Source organism: Brucella ciceri (genome assembly GCF_041930145.1).
Lineage (GTDB): Bacteria > Pseudomonadota > Alphaproteobacteria > Rhizobiales > Rhizobiaceae > Brucella > Brucella intermedia.
Genome location: NZ_JBHEEV010000008.1, coordinates 104295 through 123855, shown reverse-complemented (window position 1 = coordinate 123855; position 19561 = coordinate 104295). Strand labels below are relative to the sequence as shown.

Here is a 19561-nt window from a genome sequence, read left to right as displayed (position 1 = left end):
GTTTGCTGTGCTCCCACGGAATGAAGTGAGAGGCGCCGCGCGAAAGCACGGCGCCCTTGTTCGTCAGGCATAACGGTACGGTGCGCCTGCATCGCGCATGGTCTTCTGGTATTTCTTGAGGATTTTGACCACTTTCGCGGTTCGTGCACTCTTGGCCGCAATCTCATCCCAGAACTGCATGGCTGCATCTTCCACCTGCTTCCATTCAGCTTCGGGAATGCTGGTCAGTTCCAGCTTCCCTCCTGTGGTGCGATAATGCGCTTCGCCCCACCAATACCAATGCTGGCGGTAGTAATGCGATGAATCCATGGCCAGCTTGAACAGCTGCTTGAGGTGATCCGGCACGGCATTCCATTTTTCCGTATTGGCAAAATAGGAGCCTGCCCAAGCGCCGCTGATATTGTTGGTGAGGTAGTATTTGTTAATGTCGGCCCAGCCGACCGTATATACTTCCGTCGCACCGGACCAGCACACACCGTCCAGTTCGCCGGTCTGGATGGCTACTTCAATATCCTCCCATGGCAAAGTCACCGGAACGACGCCGAATTTGGTCAGGAAACGTCCCCCGGTCGGGAAGGTAAAGACACGCAATCCTTGCAGATCCTGCAGACTGCGGATCGGCTTGGTTGTAGCAAAATTGCAGGGGTCCCAGGACCCGGCACTAAGCCACGTTACACCCGGAATTTCCTTATATGCTTCTTCCCAGATTTCGTTGAGCCCATACCAGTTGAACAAGGCGGGCACATCAAGGCTGTAGCGCGATGCGAAGGGGAAATAGGCCCCAAACACCGCAACGTCGACCGGCGACGCCATGGAGTCGTCGTCGCTTTGCGCGGCGTCGATCGTGCCGGACTGAACGGCACGGAACAACTCACCTTGCGGCACAAGCTGGTCGGCCGTGTAAAGTTCGATCACCATTTCGCCATTGGCAGCCTTGTTGAACGCGTCAATCGAGGGCTTGATGACGTGCTCGGCAAGGGCCGGGCCTGCATAGGTCTGCAACCTCCATTTGATCGGGCTCTGTGCCCTGACGTAAGGCGTTGCAAGTGTGCTTGCCCCCAAGGCACCTACAGACGTCAGCCCGGCCTTCTTGAGAAAATCGCGTTTGTTAAGCTTGCTATTCTCATTCATGCCCATTCTCCCACTCTTGTTTGAGTTCACCCTTTATTTGTTCCGGTCTGGCCATTGGGGCTCTTGTTACCGGTTATGCGCATTCTCCCGTAATTGTCGTCATCGTCCTGTGTACCAGTTGGGCAACCACATCGCGATCTCCGGAAAAATCATCAGGATGATGATGGTCAGCACCATGAGGAAGAAGAACGGCACGATCGATCGATAGATATCTATCAGCGTGACTTCCTTCGGCGCCAAGGCTCGCATCATGAAGAGATTGTAGCCGAAGGGCGGCGTGATATACGCGATCTGGCAAGTGATGGTGTAGAGCACGCCGAACCAGATGGCGTTAAAGCCGAGGCTCTTGACCAGCGGTATGTAAAGCGGCGCTACGATGACCAGCATGGCCGTATCATCAAGGAACATGCCCAGTATGATGAATGAAAACAGCATTAGTACCAGGATTGTCCACGGCGAAAGATCGAAGGTGTTGAGCAAGATCTTTTCAATGGCTTTCACCGCGCCGAGACCGTCATAGACCGACGAAAAGCACAGCGCCGCCAGAATGATCCAGAGGAACATGCAGGTGACGGTGAGACTGTTGCGTGTCGTGGTTTCCCATACCGCCTTGTTCAGGCGTCCGGTAAAAAGTGCGGCAAGCGTTGCAAGTAAGGCGCCGACGGCGGAACTTTCGACAAGGCTGGTAACGCCGGTGAGGAACAGGCCCATCATCGCGCCGAAGACCACAAGCGGCAAGATGCCTGCGCGCAGGGTGACGAAACGGTCACGCCACGTGATCTTATCCAGCTCTTCTCTGGGCAATGTTGGTCCGAGTTCGGGCTGGATACGGCAGCGGATATAAATGTAGATCGCAAAGAGCGCTGCCATGAGAAGGCCAGGGCCGATGCCTGCGAGCCACAGCTGCAAAACCGGCTGCCGGGCGATCATCGCATAAAGAACGAGCACGACGCTCGGTGGAATGAGGATGCCGAGCGAGCTGCCCGCCTGGATGACACCCGTAACCATCACCTTGTTGTAGCCGCGTTTCAGCAGTTCGGGCAGCGCCACGGTGGCGCCGATTGCCATGCCCGCGACGCTGAGGCCGTTCATGCAGGAAATGATGACCATCAGGCCAATCGTGCCCAGCGCGAGACCGCCGCGAATGCCGCCGAACCAGACGTGGAACATCCGGTAGAGATTGCTGGCAATGCCCGATTCCGAGAGCATATAACCCATGAAGACGAAGAACGGCACCGTGATGAGCGGATACCAGTTCAGTACTGCAAAGGTGGCATTATAGGGCATCTCGAACGAGCCTTTGCCCCAAAGCAGGAGTGCCGCGAGCGAACCGACGAAACCGATCACGCCAAATACGCGCTGCCCGGTCATCAGCAGCACCATCATGGTTGCAAACATGAAGAGCGTAATGAATTCAGAGCTCATATGTGATGTCCTTCCTCAATGGCAGGACCCGCAATCGTGCTGATCGGCTTTCCGCGCAGGGAGGCCCAGTCCTTGAAGAAATTGGAGACGCATTGCAGCAGCAGCAGGAAAATACCGACGGTCATGATGAGCTTGATCGGCCAGAGAAGCGGCGCCCAGGCGGTATAGTTCTTCTGGTTGTAAACGATGGCGTAATTGGTCGCTGAAATTCCGCCCGCAACCATCACGCCCAGATAGAAGATGATGAACAGGATGCTGATCATGTCCGTGATCATTTTTCTTCGCGGAGAAAGGCGGTCGAAGAAAAGATCCATGCGCACATGCGCGCCTTGCTGCATGGCATAGGCGCCGCCGAGCAGATAATAGGCGGAGAGGAGGAACTGGGACATCTCCAGTACCCAATTCACCGGTACGCCGAGAAACACACGGGAAAAAGTGGAGTAAAGGAGGCAGGCGCCGAGTGCGAAGAACAGATACATCGCAAAGCGCCCGATGTAATAATTCATTGCATCAACATATTTGACGAACAGTCTGATCGGCTTCGGCATTTCCGGCTCCTTCAGGCTCCCTGTTCAGTGTCTTGAGGACCAATTGCTTTCGCTATGTCCTCCAATATGGTTGCGAGTTTTTCGGACCAGGCAGTCTGGGCCGAACCATCGGCAATCTCGTTGTTGCGCAATTCGATCATCACGCAGGGTGCATTGCGCGACCGCGCGTGACGCTCCAGCGTGTAATAGACACGATCCGCTGGCGAATAGGGCTCGTTTACGCCCACATGGAGGGTATCGTCCTTGCGCAGGGCCTCAATCAGTGGCTTGCCGATCCGCTCGTCTTCATCGTGGATGATGCCGATCTGCCATGGGCGGGGTACATCCCGATAAATGGGAGTGAAGGAATGGATCGTCACGATCCATGATGGCAGCCCGCGTTGCGCACGTCTTGAAATGATCTGTTCAACAGCAGTGTGGAATGGACGATGCGAAAGATCGATACGCGCCATACGCTCCATGGAGTTGAGTGCATGGTTTCCGGGAACCACGGTCGTCTCGCTGATTTCCGGAATAAGATCATGGGCGTCGAGCGGCCGGTTGCAGTCGATCAGCAGGCGCGAAAGCTGACTTTCGACAAGCGGCGCGTTGAGAGACGAAGCCAGACGTCTGGCAACTTCCACCGCGCCGGGGTCCCACGCAATATGTGCCCGCAAGGCATCGGCATCCAGTCCAAGTCCGTCGAAAGTCTCTGGAATGAAATTGGACGCATGTTCGCAGACAAGAAGATAGGGACTTTCCCCCTCCTTGTTGAAGACAGAAACAGGCTCGCACGAAGCCGTGCGATGTTCTCGCTCGTCCGTCATTCTGTTCGTTCCCCGCGCTGTAACTTATGTTACGTTTTTTCCACTTATGCGCTATTGCGGATTATTTGATACGTCCTATGATTATTTGTCAAACACAATTTCGCCCAAATTTTATAAGGGCAGTCGCTAAGGGAAGTACTCTGCCTGTGCATGCAAGCGTTGCGGAACTGATCAACGAACGGATCGATACGATGCCGGCGGGCGAGCGAAGCGCCGCGCAGACGCTGATCGCCAATTATCCAATCCTGGGGCTGAAAACCGTCGCGGAATTTTCCGCTCTGGCCGGTGTCAGTTCCCCGACGATCCTTCGCTTTGTAAACAGGCTCGGGTTTCAGAATTATCCCGATTTCCAGGCGCGGTTGCAGGACGAACTCGCTGCCCAGTTACAGTCTCCGCATCATCGCAATGAACAGCCGGGAACCGGGCCGGATACGGCTTATCCGGCGGTGGAGCATACGCTGGAAAATATCCGTGAAAGCTTCCGGCACCTTGGCGAAAAGCAACTGAGGCAGGCTGTTTCGGCCTTGACCGACGCCAAGGGAAACATCTACCTGATCGGCGGGCGCTTCACCGATCCCATCGCGCAATATATGGCCGCACATTTGACGATCATTCGTCCCCACGTCTTCCATCTTGGCGGGCAGGAGAGCGTCTGGCGTGACCGCCTTCTCGATATGGGAAAGCGCGACGTTCTGGTGGTCTTCGATATTCGCCGTTATCAGGACAGTCTTTTGCAGCTTGCCGAAAAGGCGCGGTCACGCGGTGTCGAGGTCGTTCTCGTCACCGACCAGTGGCTTTCGCCGATAGCACGCGTGGCCCGTCATGTTCTAGCGGGACGCACAGCCGTGCCGTCCGCATGGGATTCTTCGGCTGCGCTCTTTGTGCTGGCGGAAACGGTCATTCGCGAAATGACCCGAATGCTGGAAAAGGACAGTGCCGCCCGCATTGCGGAACTTGAAGGGCTACGCTGACGAAAATCGTTCAGGGAATGTCCTATTCCAGCCCACAGGCGCGCAGAAAGAGTGCAGAAACTTCCTTCTCGATCCGTTCGAGATCCAGCGGTTCGTCCTTGTCGAGCTCCATCATGCTGCGCACCTGCGCTTCAAAATCGGCATAATGCTGGGTCACGGCCCAGATATGCATCTGAAACAGCAGCGGGTCGACAGGCCTGATGCGCCCGTCGTCCACCCATGACTGGATGAGGCGGACAGCGTTTTGGGTCGCTGACTGATGTTTGGCCCAGTGGCGTCCGAGATAGGGCGCACCATTGGCAATTTCGGTGGTGAAAAGGCGAGAAGCCTTGGGGTTCTTCTGGCTGTATTCGAGCTTGGCGCGAATATATTGCCGGATCACCTTGGCAGGATCGTTTTCGGTATTGGCGCCGAGGAATATTTCTTCCCACTCGTCGAGGATATAGACGATGATATCCTCGTAGAGTTCTTCCTTGCTGGAAATGTAATAGTGCAATTGCGGCTTGGTGAGACCGGCGCGGTGCGCAATGCCTTGCGTGGATGCCCCCGCAAGGCCTTTCTCGGCAAACTCGTCGATCGCGGCGGCCCGTATTGCGCCGAGAATGCGCCGCCTGCGGCCGAGGACCTTGTCCCGTCCGGTCAGTTCGGTGTCTTCATTCTCGTCGCTGTTACTCATCCATACCTGCCGCGATTGGTAAGGGGCTTATTGGCCCAGCTTTTTCTTGATGTCGAGCCCTATGCCCTTGTTAACGAAGGCGTCGGTCGCAACCTTGCTCATGTCGAGTTCGTCACCGCTGACAATTCCTGCCTTGCGGGCAAGTTCGTAAAACGCCTTGACGCGATCCATCGAAATAGCGCCGATTCCCTTTTCGAGCGTGTCGCCGCTGTCGATGAGTTGGAGGTTCTTGATCCGCTCCAGTTCCGCATCGAGCGTTTCCTTGCTCATGTCCGGATTATCTTTCAGGATCAATTCATAGGCCTTGCTGCGGTCGCCATAGAGAAAATTGGTCCAGCCCTCGATGGAAGCGCTGACGAAACGCTGTACGAGATCGGGATTCTTTTCGATCAGGTCCTGACGGGTTTCGATCGTGTTGCCGTAAGTGCTGTAGCCATAATCGGCGAGGAGGTAGGTCGTGACCTTCGCACCTTCCTTCTCGGCATAGATCGGTTCCGCAGTAGCATAAGCCTGCTGCACGACCTTCTGGTCGCTAAGAAACTGGGCGAGGCTGTAATTATAGGGACGAAGCTGTTCGTCCTTGAAGCCGAACTCCTTCACCAGCCACGGCCAGAAGGAAAACTGCGCATCCTTGCCCATCAGCACGGTCGGCGCATTGGCGAGGTCCTTGAAATCCTTGTACTGGCCTTCATGCACCATCAGTGCCTGCGGGTCTTTCTGGTAGAAGGCGGCTACAACCGTTGTCGGCACGCCATTGGCGACATTGTTGAACGACAGAAGCAGGTTGCCGGTCAGCAGGAAGTCAAGACGGCCCGCGGCCAGCATCGGGCGGTTGTTGACCTGTGGCCCGCCCATGTCAATCTGCACATCGAGGCCGTATTTCTCGTAAGTGCCATCGGCTACGGCCTGATAAAAGCCGCCGTGACCGGCTTGCGCCAGCCAGTTGGTGCCAAGCGTCACCTTGTCGAGCGCATGGGCCATTTGTGCGGAAAGGCCCACGGAGAGCGCGGCAAACGCCGCAACCAGAGTTTTTTTCATATTGGTTCCCCTTGTTTTAATCAGTCAAAGCCATGTCGGCGGTCCAGCCGCGTGTTTTACCCGGATTGAGCAGGCCGTACGGGTCGGCGAGTTTCTTGAACTCGATCTGAACGCTGTCGATCTCCTTCATGCCGCCATCCTCGATGGTGTAGGCGTGAGGATCGTAGATGTCGCAGCCGTCAACCTGCTCCAGTTCCTTGATCAGGCGATACATCTCGTCACGGCCTTCGAAGCGGACAAGCGGAAGTGCGAAAATCTGCACTTCACCCTCGAGCCGGGCCATTTCGTGATGCATATATTGTGTTTCGCCGTAGCGCGCGATCTGGCGGGTCACCACATCAACATCGAATGGGCGCGGATAGGCAACCTGAAGGTAGGTCCAGCCTTCTTCGGCCTTCAGTGCCTGCAAGGTCGTATGGTTCCAGCCGCATTCGTAAGCGGGCTGGAGACCGTTCTTGTGCAATTCGTCCAGCGTCATGGCGAAGGAAATCTTGCCGCCAAATTCCGTGGCGAGAGCCTCGAAACGGGCCATCTCTTCCGGTGCGATCATGGCGAAAACCGCATCCTTGTCGGAAGGGAAGAGTTCGCCGAACTTGGTATAGAAGCGCGCAAAACGACGATCTACCGTCGTTAGCAGATAGCAGTCCAGATTGGCTTCCAGTGCCTTGAGGCAGAAGTTGAGCGTTGCCTCGTAACTGTCGAACAAGGCTGCGGTATGTATCCAGTCGGTCGATTTGGTGAGGCCGATTTCCAGTTCCAGAATGATGCCGTTGGTCCCATAGGCATGCTGGACTTTATGGATGTCGCGTCCCGTCAGTTGGATGATTTTCGGTTCCGGTTCCACGGTCAGGACCTTGACGGAATAAACGTTGCCATCGTCGCGCAGCATGCCGTGGCGTAGCGAACCGATGCCGCCTGAACCGCCGGAGAAAAAGCCGCCAATCGTGGCGATGCGACGGGTGGACGGATACATCAGCAATTCCTGTCCGGTCTCGCGCACGGCATCGTCAAGACGCGAAATGCGAGCCCCGCCTTCGACACGAACCCTGCCGGGTTCGATGGACACGATGCGGTCGATCTTGGTCATGTCCAGGATGATGCCGCCTTCAAGCGGAACGCACTGGCCGTAATTGCCGGTACCGCCGCCGCGAACGGTGATCGGGATGCGAAGTTTCGCGGCAGCAGCAGCAACGCGGCGTACTTCGTCCTGATCCTTCGGAATGACGACGAGATCGCCGACATAATGGCCGATATCCTCGGTGAGGATGGGGCTGTACCAGAAATAATCCCGAGAGCGCAGTTCGACCTGCTTCGGGTCATCGTAGATGCGGATTCCGTCGATTTCGGCGCGGAATGCGGCCCAGTCATAGATGCGCTGTGGTGCGGCAGAATTCATGGGGTTCTCCGATTAAATTTTTGTACCGTCGCGCCAGACAACGCGGCGGGCCTGCGGACGGCTGATGAGATCGGTAAGGTCTTCGGCATCGTGCCATATGAAGCTGGCCAAGCCGTCCACCTGAAGGGGCTGTATGCGCTCGCTGCCGATAAGTCGGGAGGGCAGGGTAGTGATGCTGTCGAGCCATTCCTGCGGTTCGACATGGCAGACCGGCGCTGCAAGACGCAGTATGGCGAGTGGGTCATAATTGCCATAAGGGTAGAATGCATCGCCAACATTGTCAGAGCCGAGCATGACATCCATGCCCGCTGCTCGCGCTTCCTTGAGAGGCGCGACACCGCGCTGGCGCGGAGATTTCCCCCCGATCCGATCCTGTAGATAAAGATTGGTTGTTGGCAGCGACACGAGCGCGGTGCCTGCATCGGCGGCGGCATCAAGAATCCGCTGCAGTTCGTCCGGCCCGCGCAGCGATAGTGAACAGGCATGGCCGCACAGCACTCGACCGCCCATGCCATGATGTCTGGTGGCCGATACGATCAGCGAGAAGCCGTCCGCTTCTACCTCCAGCCCTTCATCGACATGAAAGTCGAGGTTGAGGTCGTGCTGCACGGCAACACGGAACATCTCTTCGATTTTGGCTTCAAGATCGGCATTGCGATAGAAGAACGCGCCGAACACGCCGCCGTCTTTTGCAACGCGGGCTGCGATTTGCGAACCCGCATCAAGCACCAGATCGCCATGGACGAGCGCTGCAAGCTGGAGGTCGAGGCGGTCTTTCCATTCCTGACGCAGTTCGTTGAGAACGGGCCAGGCAGTGGGCACTTCCGGTGTCGTCCAGTCAACATGGCTGCGCATCGCACCGACGCCTTGTTCAAACGCGGCCTGAAGGCCCTGGGTCGCGCGGGCGCGAATATCCGCCTCGCTCCAGTTCTTCCGGTCTGTGTTCATCAGGTCGATTGCGTCGAACAGGCAATCCACCTTGGCGTCGCCATTTTCAGCAATGCGCCGGATCGTAAAAGTCTTGTCCAGATGGACATGAATATCTGCGAAAAGCGGTGTGACGAAGCCACCATTCCTTGCCTGCGACGGTACAAGCGAGGCGATACGACTGTCTTCGATCTGGATGTCGGAGTGCCCGGTGCGACCGGCTATGGCTACCCCTTGCAACATTCTAGCGCTCACGACGGATCTCGCTTTCATGCCAGCGTCCGAGGACAAGGCGCGACAGCCAACTTGTCACGAGGAAGATCACGATGCCGAGCAGCGATACGAGGAAAAGTGCCGCAAACATGCGCGGAATTTCGTTGCGGAAGCTCGATTCCAGAATGCGTGAGGCGAGCCCTGTGCTCTGGCCTGCCGTACCGGCAACAAACTCAGCGACAACTGCGCCGATCAGTGACAGGCCACCGGCGATTTTCAGCGCGGCCATGAAATAAGGCAATGCGCTTGGCGCCAGCAGATAGCGCAGGCGCTGCCATGGCGAGGCACGGTAGAGCCGGAAAAGATCGCGCAGGTTGTGGTCGGCGCTGCGCAATCCAATCACGGTGTTGGACAGGATCGGGAAGAACGCCACGATCCATGCACAGATCAGCAGGGCTGAAAAAGTATCACGCACATAGATGAGGATCAGCGGCGCGATAGCGATGACCGGCGTTACCTGAAGGATAACGGCGAATGGAAAGAACGCCATTTCTATGGGGCGGGAGAGGGCGAAAATCATGCCGAGCAGAATGCCGCCGATAATTGCACAGCCGAGCGAGATCAGGGTCAACTTGACCGTAAACCACATGGAGGCCATCAGCGATGGCCCGTCCTTTATAAGCGTCTGAGCAACCAGCGAAGGCGCAGGGATCAGGTAATGCGGCACCTGATAATAACGGACGAGACCTTCCCATATGCCAAGGGCGATTATGATCGCCAGCGTCGGCATGACAATACGCAAGGCGCGCTCGCGCCGGGCGAGGCGATCCTGTTCGACATTCAGGACAGGCAGTTCGGTTTGTATCGGATTCATCGTCCTGTCCTCAATGATCGATATCTTCGGAGGAAAGTGTCGCGGTCAGCGCGTCGGACACCTTGGCGCAATATCTCGCGTAGGCATCGGTTGTGCGGTAGTTTTCGGCACGTGGGTAGGGGCCGATGATCGGTATGTCGGCCACAACGCGGCCCGGTCGGGCAGCCATCACCACTACCCGGTTGGACAGATAAACCGACTCATAAACGCTGTGGGTTACGAAAATCACGGTCAGACCGTGTTCCTGCCAAAGTCGCAGAACGTCATTGTTGAGCTTGAAGCGCGTCATCTCATCCAGCGCCGCAAATGGCTCGTCCATCAACAGAAGACGCGGACGCGTAACCAGAGCACGAGCGATGGAAACGCGCATTTTCATTCCGCCGGACAGTTCCCTCGGAAATGCCGTGGCAAAGCGGGACAGGCCCACTTGTGCCAGCGCTTCTTCGACGCGCGGGGTTGCTTCCTTGCGGGCAATGCCGGACAGTCGCAACGGCAAATAAACATTGTCGAAGACGCTGGCCCACGGCATCAGCGTCGGCTCCTGAAATACGAAACCGATATCCTGCGCGCCGATAGGCCCCTTGCCGGGAGCGTGGCCGTTGATACGGATATTTCCGGCTGAAATCGATTCCAGGCCGGCGATCATGCGCAACGCCGTGCTCTTGCCGCAGCCAGAGGGGCCGAGAAAGCTGACGAACTGGCCTTGTTCGATCCTGAGCGACATGTCGCTCACGGCCATCACGCCGGTACCATATTGCTTGTAGACGCCGTCTATCTCGATCAGGGAGGATGGAGCTTGCGAGTTGGGGGCCACGCTCATTGTCCTTACCAGGCTGTTTTGTTGTCGAGCCAGGAGAGCGGCGCTCGTTCAATTTCCGCCAGAACCTCTACCAGGCGCTCGGCGGCAAAATCGATCGTCGCTCGACCTTTCTCCGCGGTCGCGAGCGTCGCATCACCAGCAGCGCCATAAGGATTGATATCCTGAATCTGCCAGGCAGGCTTGGCGCCGCCGCTCAGCGAAAGATGTTGGAAATCACTTGCAAAAGTTTCCGTAAGCGTTCGGAAATCCTGTACTTTCGACATATCGACGAGATCGGGATGCATCTCCAGCATCACTGAGGTTTCCATGTCGCCGGCATGAATGCCGTGCTTCAGGTCGTGATCGCTGTATACACCTTCCGGCATTCCAAGGCCGAACCAGTTGATGCTTACAACAAGCATGTTGTGACGGATGCGAAGCTCCCGCGCTACGATATCCATGACACTGATCTGGCCGCCATGGCTATTGAGCAGCGCCATCTTGCGGACACCGCTTCCTGCCACGCAAGCGCCGATCTCGCACCACATGCGAATGATGGTCTCGGCTGAAAACGTCAATGTGCCAGGGTAACGGCTGTGCTCATTGCTCTTGCCGATGGCTTGCGTCGGCAGGAAAAGCGCGTGGCTTGTTTCAGGCAGGCGGGCGATGGTTTCCTTGACCATGCCGTCAACGATGGCAGCGTCGACGGCCAGCGGAAGGTGTGGTCCGTGCTGCTCGATTGCACCAACCGGCAGAACCGCCACGAGCTTCTCACGCTCGAGGCGGGAGAATGCCTCGCTCGTATAATCGGACCAATATCGTTTCAAGACTGCAACTCCTACACGCTCGGGCCAAGGGCGTTAGAGCGCATCCCGAAAAGTGTGAAACGGTTTTCGGAACAAGATGCGCGTCAAACCAGATTTGAGTGCATCCTACTAAACAATCTGACCGATCGGTCAAACTAAATGTTTTAAATATACGGATTGCGTGCAATTAAGGTGTGAATCCGTGGCTATTTGGTCACGTGACGGGCCGCGACAGGTTTATGATGTGCGGAAAGTTCCGGAGGTCCTATGGACGAAAGATGCATTATCATTGGGGCTGGCCATGCTGGCTCGCAGGCTGCGATCAGTCTTCGGCAGGAAGGCTATGCAGGCGAAATCATTCTCATCAATGACGAAACCGATATTCCCTATCATAAGCCCCCACTGTCGAAATCCTATCTGAAAGCGCCGGAAGGGGGCGGTCTGGTTCTGCGTCCGGAATCGGCCTATCGCGACAATAATATCGAGATGATGTTTGGCCATCGCGTCGATGCCGTATCTATTGCAGACAAGACGGTCACACTTGATGACGGGCGAGTCCTGAGCTGGTCGGAACTGATCTTCGCGACCGGTGCGCGTGCTCGCATTCCCAATTTGTCAGGTGTCGAGCTTGACGGTGTTTTCACGCTCCGCCGGATGGAGGATGCCCGCCGCATCGCGGCAGCAATGCCCAGTGTTGAGAATGTGGTCATTATTGGCGGCGGCTTTATTGGTCTGGAAATGGCTCATAGCGCGATCGCGCTTGGCAAAAAAACAGTTCTGATCGAGGCAGCACCTCGTGTGCTGGGGCGTTCGGTTGCAACGCACATCTCCGCCCACGTGGAAGCGCGGAGCCGCGCCGCCAGTATCACAGTTTTGACGGGTCTCGGCGTGACGGCCATTGAGGGTGAAAATGGTCGCGTGACAGGCGTGGAAGCTGCAGACGGAACCAAATTCCCGGCCGATATGGTTGTGATCGGTACGGGTGCGGTGCCAAACGTGGAGCTTGCTGTTATGGCTGGGCTTGCGATCGACAACGGCATTGTTGTGGATGAGAACCTGCGCACGTCTGCGGGCCACGTCTACGCTATCGGCGATTGCGTAAGCTATGATCATTTTCAGGCCGGTCGTCGGGTGCGGCTTGAATCGGTGCAAAATGCGACAGATCAGGCAAAGCATGTCGCTCGTACCATTGTGGGCCGCGAGGCGCCGTTTAGGGAAATTGCATGGTTCTGGTCGGATCAGGGCGATATGAAGTTGCAGACGGCAGGCCTGTCCTTTGATGCCGACCGGCATATCCTTTCGGGAAACCCGGAAGAAAATGCATTCTCCATCTTTCACTTTGCCGGTGACAGGCTTGTCGCTGTCGATTCCATCAATCGCCCGGCAGATCATATGATCGCGCGTCGGCTCCTGGCCGCGGGCATTAGTCCGAGCGAAGCAGATGTTGCTGCCGGGGCGGCAAGGTTGAAAGAAATGCTGGCCGCTGCGCCGAAAGCTTGAGGATATACGATGAGCACTTTGAAACATCTGCTACCCGCCGACATGGCCGCACCTTTTGCCGCCTACAGCCATGGCGTGAAGTTAAAAGCCGGTGCAGAAATGGTTTTCTGTTCCGGTCAGCTCGGCATCGCGCCGGACGGAAATGTACCGGAAGACGCCGGCGCTCAGGCAGAACTCTGCTTTGAAAATATAAGCCGCATCCTGCGCGATGGAGGCATGGACCTATCCAATGTGGTGCGTATCAATGCCTATGTCACCGACCGAGCCTATATGCACCCATATATGGATGTTCGCGACCGGCTGTTCCCGCAGCCCGCGCCAGCCTCGACACTGATGATCGTTTCCGGTTTCACGCGTGAGGAGTTCAAGGTCGAGATAGAGGTGGTCGCGGCGCGGTAATCGCCAAACGAAAACACCCGTCGCGGGAGGAAGCGACGGGTGTTTTATGGGGAAGACCGGACTTGGGAGGAGGATATCCGGTCTTGTATCACCGAGGGAATGGGAGGAGGAGAAAACACCCCGGCGATATTCTGGAAACTGTAGGACCGCGCAATTATGGGGACTCGCGATCCTTGAAGAAGGCCAATGCCTTCCGGTGCGCTATTAGCGAGCAGCGGCCTTGCGTGCGACGAACGGGATTTCCGAAGGCAGGATGCCGAGGTCGTTCAGTTCACGTGGGCTCAGGCGGCTCAGTTCGTTTACAGTGTTACGGTAACGGCGCCAGTTGTTGTACGAGCGGATCAGGTTCATTTCTCTCACCTAGTAAAAATCTTATCTCTTTGTTGCAACCAGCATATAGGCTCGAAGCATTTCGAATTGGAGAGACAGATTTGCATAGCTGCAATGCGTTTAAGCTTGTCAGTTGCACGTCTTTTGCGCAGCTCGGTCATCATGCGATCACAATCTCATGCCGAATTGGGGAAATCGGCTCGATTCAGGCTGCTTCGGCGGCTAACCGGTTAAAAATTCTTTAAAAATTTACCGTCCAGAAAGTTGCTCCCACAAATTGTAGCGGCGCAACTGTCTGTTAATTCGTCTCACGCGCCTAATTGCGCGATGTCCTTCGTGTCGTGACAGCCTTGTATAATGAAGTATAGATCCGGGTATCCCGGAGGCTTCGAATTTTGTCGCAAAAGTCCGGGAAATCGTCGGTTAGAGACAACAATTCCACATGACTTGCGCCCCGGATTGGGTTAAGGGAGTTTTGTCGGGTGTCGGGATGCCATATCGTATGACGTTCTTGCACTGTCTGTCTGCGGGAGAGCGCCAATTGGCCGCCGAAGGGGAAATCGCCCGAAATCTCTCAGGTACAAGGAACCGCAGACCGGTAAGACAACTCTGGAAAGTCGGGGGCAACCCTGCGCCGAAGGTGTAAGTATGGCTTTAGCCATGCGAGTCTCTCAGGCCTGAGACAGAGGGGCACGAAGCAACCGCATTTTGCGGAGGCACACGTGCGACTCTGGAGTTGTTATGGGCGATACCGCACATTTGAATACCCTGCCTTTGCAGGATCTGCATGAACAGGCTGGCGCGCGCTTCGGCGGATTTGCCGGCTGGAACATGCCGATAACCTATCCGCTGGGCGTCATGAAGGAACATCTTCATACGCGTGAACATGCGGGCCTTTTCGACATTTCTCATATGAAGCTGATCGAGGTTTCGGGCGCGGACGCTGCCGCACTTCTTGCTGAAACCTGTCCGCTTGACCCGACTGTGCTGAAGGAAGGCCAGTCTAAATATACGTTCTTCCTCAACGAAAATGGCGGCGTGCTGGATGACCTGATCGTCACGCGCCTTGGTGAAGACCGTTTCATGGTCGTTGCCAATGCTGGCAATGCCGATGCCGATATCGAGCATCTGAACGAAGCTGCTTCCGGCAAGAACGTAACCGTCAATCCGCTTGACCGGGTATTTCTCGCCCTTCAGGGGCCCGAAGCTGAAAGCGTCATTAATGATGCCGGTCTCAAAGGTGCGGAGCTTGCCTTTATGAGCGGTTTCGAGCCGAAGCAAGGCTGGTTCATGACCCGTTCGGGCTATACCGGCGAAGATGGTTTCGAGATTGGCCTGCCAGCCGATGAGGCCCGCGCGCTTGCAACCAGGCTGCTTGCCGACGAGCGCGTCGAATGGATCGGCCTTGCCGCACGCGACAGCCTTCGACTTGAAGCCGGTCTCTGCCTGCACGGTCAGGATATCACGCCGGAAACCGATCCGGTTTCGGCCGGCCTCACTTGGGCGATCACCAAGCCTGTGCGGGAAAAAGCTGCATTCAACGGCGCAAAGGCCGTTCTGGACGCCATTGCCAAGGGCGCTGCTGCCAAGCGTGTGGGCCTAAAGCCGGAAGGCCGTCAGCCGGTCCGCGCTGGCGCCGATCTTTTTGATGAATCCGGTCGCCAGATCGGCACCGTTACTTCCGGTGGGTTTGGCCCATCGGCAGGTTTCCCGGTCGCCATGGGTTATGTAGAGGCAAGCCTCGCTACCCCCGGCACACGTGTCTTCGCTGACGTTCGCGGCAACAAGGTGCCCGTTGACGTTTCGGCACTTCCCTTTACTCCGCATCGCTATCGCAAAGGATGATTTCCATGGCCAATATCCTGTTCACCGAAGATCACGAGTGGATCAGCGTCGAAAACGGCGTTGCCACTGTCGGCATTACGATCCACGCACAGGAACAACTGGGTGACCTCGTTTTCGTCGAGCTGCCGGACGTCGGCCGCACGGCGACCAAGGGCGAAGGCATCGTGGTTGTGGAATCGGTCAAGGCCGCTTCCGATGTTTATGCACCGGTCGATGGCGAAGTGGTCGAAGTCAACGAAGCCGTTGCAAGCGATCCGGCTCTTATCAATCAGGCTGCGGAAGGCGAGGGCTGGCTGTTCAAGCTGAAGCTTTCGGATGAAAGCCAGCTTTCCGGTCTCCTCGACAAGGCCGGTTACGACAAACTGGTAGGATAACGCGATGACCCAGCAGGTTCTTCCCTTTGTTGCCCGCCATATCGGGCCGAGACTGGAAGACGAGCGCGCAATGCTTGCGGCGCTCGGCCTTCCTTCCATGGAAACCCTCATCACCCAGGCGGTTCCGGCGTCTATCCGTCTGAACCGTGCGCTTGATCTGCCGGCGCCGCTCAGTGAATCCGATGCGCTTGCAGAGCTGAACGCCATCATGGGCCGCAACGTGGTGAAGAAGAGCTTCATCGGCGCGGGCTATCATGGTGTGCACACGCCGCCGGTCATCCAGCGCAATCTGTTTGAAAACCCTGCCTGGTACACCGCCTATACGCCGTACCAGTCGGAAATCAGCCAGGGTCGTCTTGAGCTTCTGTTCCACTTCCAGACGCTGGTTGCAGAACTGACCGGCCTGCCGGTCGCCTGCGCCTCGCTTCTCGATGAAGCAACTGCGGTTGCTGAAGCCATTGGCGTTGCCTGCCGTCATCACCGCGACAAGCGAAGCCGTATCCTGCTTGCAGGCGAACTGCATCCGCAGACGGTTGATGTGGTGAACACCCGCGCTGAACCGCTCGGCTGGCAGATCGAAACCGGCAGCACTCTCGATGAAAATACTGCTGCCATCGTCGTGCCGTGGCCGGATACACGCGGCGTCTACGGCGACTTCAGCAAGGTGATTGCCGATGCGAAGGCCAAGGGCGCACTCGTTATTGCCGTTGCCGATCCGCTGGCGCTGACGATCATGGAAGCGCCTGCGACGTGGGGCGCGGACATGGCTGTTGGCTCCATGCAGCGTTACGGCGTACCGATGGGCTTTGGGGGCCCACATGCAGCATATCTGGCTGTGTCGGAACCTCTGACTCGCATCATTCCCGGCCGCATCGTCGGCCAGTCGGTCGATGCGCATGGCCGTGCGGCCTATCGTCTGGCGCTCCAGACCCGTGAGCAGCATATCCGTCGCGACAAGGCGACCTCCAACATCTGCACTGCGCAGGCCCTGCTTGCCAATATGGCCGCATCCTTCGCGATCTGGCATGGCCCGGCAGGCTTGCAGGCGATTGCCACCCGCGTTGCCGGTCTTGCTGCCCGCTTTGCTTCCGGCCTCAAGGCCGCGGGTGTCGAAATCGCAGGCGATAGCCTGTTCGATACGGTCAGCATCAAGGTTGCCGGAAAGGCGAAGGCCATTGCTGACGAAGCTGACAAGGGCGGTCGTCTGCTTCGTGTCATCGATGCGGACACGGTCGGCGTAACCTTCGATGAAACCTCGACCGAGGAAGATCTTGCAGCGCTTGCCGTTCTGTTTGGTGCCAAGCTGGTCGACGGTGACAAGGTTCTCGTGCCCGGCAAGGGACGCGGTGAAGGCTTCCTCACCCAGGAAGTATTCCATTCGCATCGTTCCGAAACCGAGATGATGCGCTTCCTGCGTCGTCTGGCCGACAAGGATCTGGCGCTTGACCGCGCAATGATCCCGCTTGGCTCATGCACCATGAAGCTCAATGCGGCAGCAGAAATGATGCCGGTGAGCTGGAACACGGTTGCTAATCTGCATCCGTTTGCGCCTGCGGCACAGACCGAAGGCTATGCCAGGATGACGGCGGATGTCGAAGCTTGGCTTTGTGAAGTCACCGGCTTTGCTGGCGTTTCGCTACAGCCAAATGCAGGTAGCCAGGGCGAATATGCTGGTCTGCTGGCAATTCGCCACTATCACCAGTCGCGGGGCGAAGGTCATCGCAACATCTGCCTTATTCCATCGTCTGCACATGGCACCAATCCGGCCAGCGCCTCGATGGCTGGCATGAGCGTTGTCGTGGTCAATTGCCGTCCAGATGGCGATATCGACATCGACGATCTGAAAGCCAAGGCCGAGAAGCATCGTGATAATCTCGCTGCCTTCATGATCACCTATCCTTCGACCTATGGCGTGTTCGAAGAAGGCATCAAGGCGTTCTGCGAAATCGTCCATGAAAATGGCGGTCAGGTCTATTTCGACGGTGCGAACCTCAATGCGCTGGTTGGGCTCGCCCGTCCTTGCGACATTGGCGCTGACGTCTGTCACATGAACCTGCACAAGACCTTCTGCATCCCGCATGGCGGTGGCGGTCCGGGCGTTGGCCCGATTGGCGTTGCCAAGCATCTGGTGCCTTATTTGCCGGGCCATGTGGATATCGGTTCCAAGCACGCTGTTTCGGCGGCGCCTTTCGGTAGCGCATCCATTCTGGTCATCACGTGGATGTATATCCGCATGATGGGCGGCGCTGGTCTCAAGAAGGCGACCGAGGCTGCGATCCTCAATGCCAACTACATTGCGCATCGTTTGAAGGACGCTTATCCGATCCTTTATACCGGCGCACATGATCGTGTGGCGCATGAGTGCATTGTTGATACGCGAGTTCTGAAGGATAGCGCTGGCGTGACTGTGGAAGACGTGGCCAAGCGCCTCATCGACTACGGTTTCCATGCGCCGACCATGTCCTGGCCGGTTGCCGGTACGCTGATGATCGAGCCGACCGAGTCTGAACCGAAGTCGGAAATCGACCGTCTTTGCGATGCGATGATTGCCATTGCAACTGAGGCGAAAAAGGTTGCCGATGGTGTCTGGCCTGCGGACGACAATCCTCTTGCCAATGCACCGCACACGGCAGGCGATACGCTGGCGAGCGAATGGACACATCCTTACACCCGTGAGGAAGCAGTGTTCCCGGCAAGCGCTATCAATGGCGATTTCGACGCGACAGCAAAATATTGGCCACCGGTCAGCCGCGTGGATAATGTGGGCGGTGACAGAAATCTCATCTGCTCATGCCCGCCTGTAGCTGCCTACGGATAAGTTGAAGCGCAGTTTTGCCGACAAGAAGCGCCGCGGAAACGCGGCGCTTTTTTTGCGCATGGACAGGCAGAATTTATTGATTAACTGGATTTCAGTTAATCTGCTTGGAAAGCCGCTCGGGTCGAGGCGTCTCTCCCGGATTGTTCTTTTAAAACAGAAAGATGTGCTGGTTGCATCTATGCGGTGAAATGAGACGCTAGCCGGATTTCAGGCAAAAAAAGAGCCGGACTGGGAAGTCCGGCTAAGTTATGAAGGTGCCTTATAGGCAAACCTCCAGAGGGGAACACTTACCGCGCGCAATGGGAGGAGGCACAGCGGTAAGTGACTGTGATATGTATCACCTTGCTCCAATCTTCAACCCCTGAAACACGAAATTTTTGACCATTTCGGAAAATTCTGAAACTTTTCCCATTTTGACCGTTCCCAGCGGGTCATTGGTCAATATTTGTGTTCCTCAACGGACAAGTCGTGCTTCAAATCGAAACAATCTTTCGTCGTGGTGGTCTCGCTCGACTCCAAGATCGATTCCGAGGCTCGAAGCTTCTTGGGAGCGATCACACAACAAACGATAGCATCGCTTCATCTCGACGCGAATTACCACCGGGATCGCAAAAACGACGACGATACCAATCTCAATCTCGAAGAGATAAAGGTTGGGCGAAAGGGAGAGAGGAAGTCGTGATCC

At 56.6% G+C, this 19561-nt stretch carries 18 protein-coding genes and 1 riboswitch; of the genes, 6 read left to right on the top strand and 12 right to left on the bottom strand.

Going from position 1 to position 19561, the window contains the following annotated elements:
- Window positions 1-63 precede the first annotated feature (63 nt).
- The 4 genes from JNC63_RS16485 to JNC63_RS16470 form a co-directional block, all read right to left on the bottom strand.
- Window positions 64-1131 carry a TRAP transporter substrate-binding protein gene (locus JNC63_RS16485; protein WP_006471985.1) on the bottom strand — a complete coding sequence of 356 codons (1068 nt, stop codon included), beginning with the start codon at window positions 1129-1131 and terminating at the stop codon, window positions 64-66.
- Between the two features lie 99 nt (window positions 1132-1230).
- Window positions 1231-2556, bottom strand: a complete 1326-nt coding sequence (locus JNC63_RS16480; RefSeq protein ID WP_006469140.1) for a TRAP transporter large permease — start codon at window positions 2554-2556, stop codon at window positions 1231-1233.
- On the bottom strand, window positions 2553-3104 hold the full coding sequence (locus JNC63_RS16475; RefSeq protein ID WP_006469139.1) for a TRAP transporter small permease subunit: 552 nt from the start codon (window positions 3102-3104) through the stop codon (window positions 2553-2555). The genes JNC63_RS16480 and JNC63_RS16475 overlap by 4 nt, the downstream gene beginning before the upstream one ends.
- A gap of 11 nt (window positions 3105-3115) precedes the next feature.
- Window positions 3116-3910: an N-formylglutamate amidohydrolase gene (locus JNC63_RS16470; RefSeq protein WP_006469138.1), complete on the bottom strand. Its 795-nt coding sequence runs from the start codon at window positions 3908-3910 to the stop codon at window positions 3116-3118.
- Between the two features lie 26 nt (window positions 3911-3936).
- Here JNC63_RS16470 and JNC63_RS16465 point away from each other — a divergent pair, with 26 nt between their 5' ends.
- Complete coding sequence (locus tag JNC63_RS16465; protein ID WP_006469137.1) at window positions 3937-4881, top strand: MurR/RpiR family transcriptional regulator; 945 nt, start codon at window positions 3937-3939, stop codon at window positions 4879-4881.
- 22 nt (window positions 4882-4903) lie between these two features.
- On the opposite strand, the gene JNC63_RS16460 is transcribed toward JNC63_RS16465, so the two are convergent.
- Genes JNC63_RS16460 through JNC63_RS16430 form a run of 7 tightly spaced genes read right to left on the bottom strand, consistent with a single transcriptional unit; the run spans window position 4904 to window position 11631 of the window.
- A complete protein-coding gene (locus JNC63_RS16460) occupies window positions 4904-5557 on the bottom strand; it encodes a TetR family transcriptional regulator C-terminal domain-containing protein (RefSeq protein ID WP_063621100.1) in 654 nt (217 codons plus the stop codon).
- 27 nt (window positions 5558-5584) lie between these two features.
- The gene (locus JNC63_RS16455) at window positions 5585-6595 is read right to left on the bottom strand and encodes an ABC transporter substrate-binding protein (protein WP_063621098.1); all 1011 of its coding nucleotides are present in this window, start codon (window positions 6593-6595) and stop codon (window positions 5585-5587) included.
- A 16-nt stretch (window positions 6596-6611) separates the two neighbouring features.
- Window positions 6612-7991 carry an FAD-binding oxidoreductase gene (locus JNC63_RS16450; RefSeq protein ID WP_006469134.1) on the bottom strand — a complete coding sequence of 460 codons (1380 nt, stop codon included), beginning with the start codon at window positions 7989-7991 and terminating at the stop codon, window positions 6612-6614.
- Between the two features lie 12 nt (window positions 7992-8003).
- Complete coding sequence (locus JNC63_RS16445; protein WP_006471987.1) at window positions 8004-9161, bottom strand: amidohydrolase family protein; 1158 nt, start codon at window positions 9159-9161, stop codon at window positions 8004-8006.
- 1 nt (window position 9162) lies between these two features.
- On the bottom strand, window positions 9163-10005 hold the full coding sequence (locus JNC63_RS16440; protein WP_006469133.1) for an ABC transporter permease: 843 nt from the start codon (window positions 10003-10005) through the stop codon (window positions 9163-9165).
- 10 nt (window positions 10006-10015) lie between these two features.
- Entirely contained in the window at window positions 10016-10825 is an 810-nt protein-coding gene (locus JNC63_RS16435; RefSeq protein ID WP_006469132.1) for an ABC transporter ATP-binding protein, read from the bottom strand.
- A gap of 5 nt (window positions 10826-10830) precedes the next feature.
- A complete protein-coding gene (locus JNC63_RS16430; RefSeq protein WP_006469131.1) occupies window positions 10831-11631 on the bottom strand; it encodes a creatininase family protein in 801 nt (266 codons plus the stop codon).
- A 246-nt stretch (window positions 11632-11877) separates the two neighbouring features.
- Between JNC63_RS16430 and JNC63_RS16425 the strand changes: the two genes are divergently transcribed.
- Together JNC63_RS16425 and JNC63_RS16420 are read left to right on the top strand one after the other, a co-directional pair.
- Entirely contained in the window at window positions 11878-13110 is a 1233-nt protein-coding gene (locus JNC63_RS16425; protein WP_006469130.1) for an NAD(P)/FAD-dependent oxidoreductase, read from the top strand.
- 9 nt (window positions 13111-13119) lie between these two features.
- Window positions 13120-13509 carry a RidA family protein gene (locus JNC63_RS16420; RefSeq protein WP_006469129.1) on the top strand — a complete coding sequence of 130 codons (390 nt, stop codon included), beginning with the start codon at window positions 13120-13122 and terminating at the stop codon, window positions 13507-13509.
- Between the two features lie 204 nt (window positions 13510-13713).
- Here the strand turns inward: JNC63_RS16420 and JNC63_RS16415 are convergent, their stop codons facing one another.
- Window positions 13714-13860: a DUF1127 domain-containing protein gene (locus JNC63_RS16415; RefSeq protein WP_002965914.1), complete on the bottom strand. Its 147-nt coding sequence runs from the start codon at window positions 13858-13860 to the stop codon at window positions 13714-13716.
- 496 nt (window positions 13861-14356) lie between these two features.
- Window positions 14357-14440: riboswitch (glycine riboswitch) on the top strand.
- 140 nt (window positions 14441-14580) lie between these two features.
- Between JNC63_RS16415 and gcvT the strand changes: the two genes are divergently transcribed.
- From gcvT to gcvP, 3 genes are read left to right on the top strand one after another with little or no spacing between them, the layout of a single operon-like run.
- A complete protein-coding gene (gcvT, locus tag JNC63_RS16410; protein ID WP_006469127.1) occupies window positions 14581-15684 on the top strand; it encodes a glycine cleavage system aminomethyltransferase GcvT in 1104 nt (367 codons plus the stop codon).
- 5 nt (window positions 15685-15689) lie between these two features.
- A complete protein-coding gene (gene gcvH / locus JNC63_RS16405; RefSeq protein WP_006471988.1) occupies window positions 15690-16058 on the top strand; it encodes a glycine cleavage system protein GcvH in 369 nt (122 codons plus the stop codon).
- A 4-nt stretch (window positions 16059-16062) separates the two neighbouring features.
- On the top strand, window positions 16063-18876 hold the full coding sequence (gene gcvP, locus JNC63_RS16400) for an aminomethyl-transferring glycine dehydrogenase (protein ID WP_006469125.1): 2814 nt from the start codon (window positions 16063-16065) through the stop codon (window positions 18874-18876).
- Window positions 18877-19561: the final 685 nt, after the last annotated feature.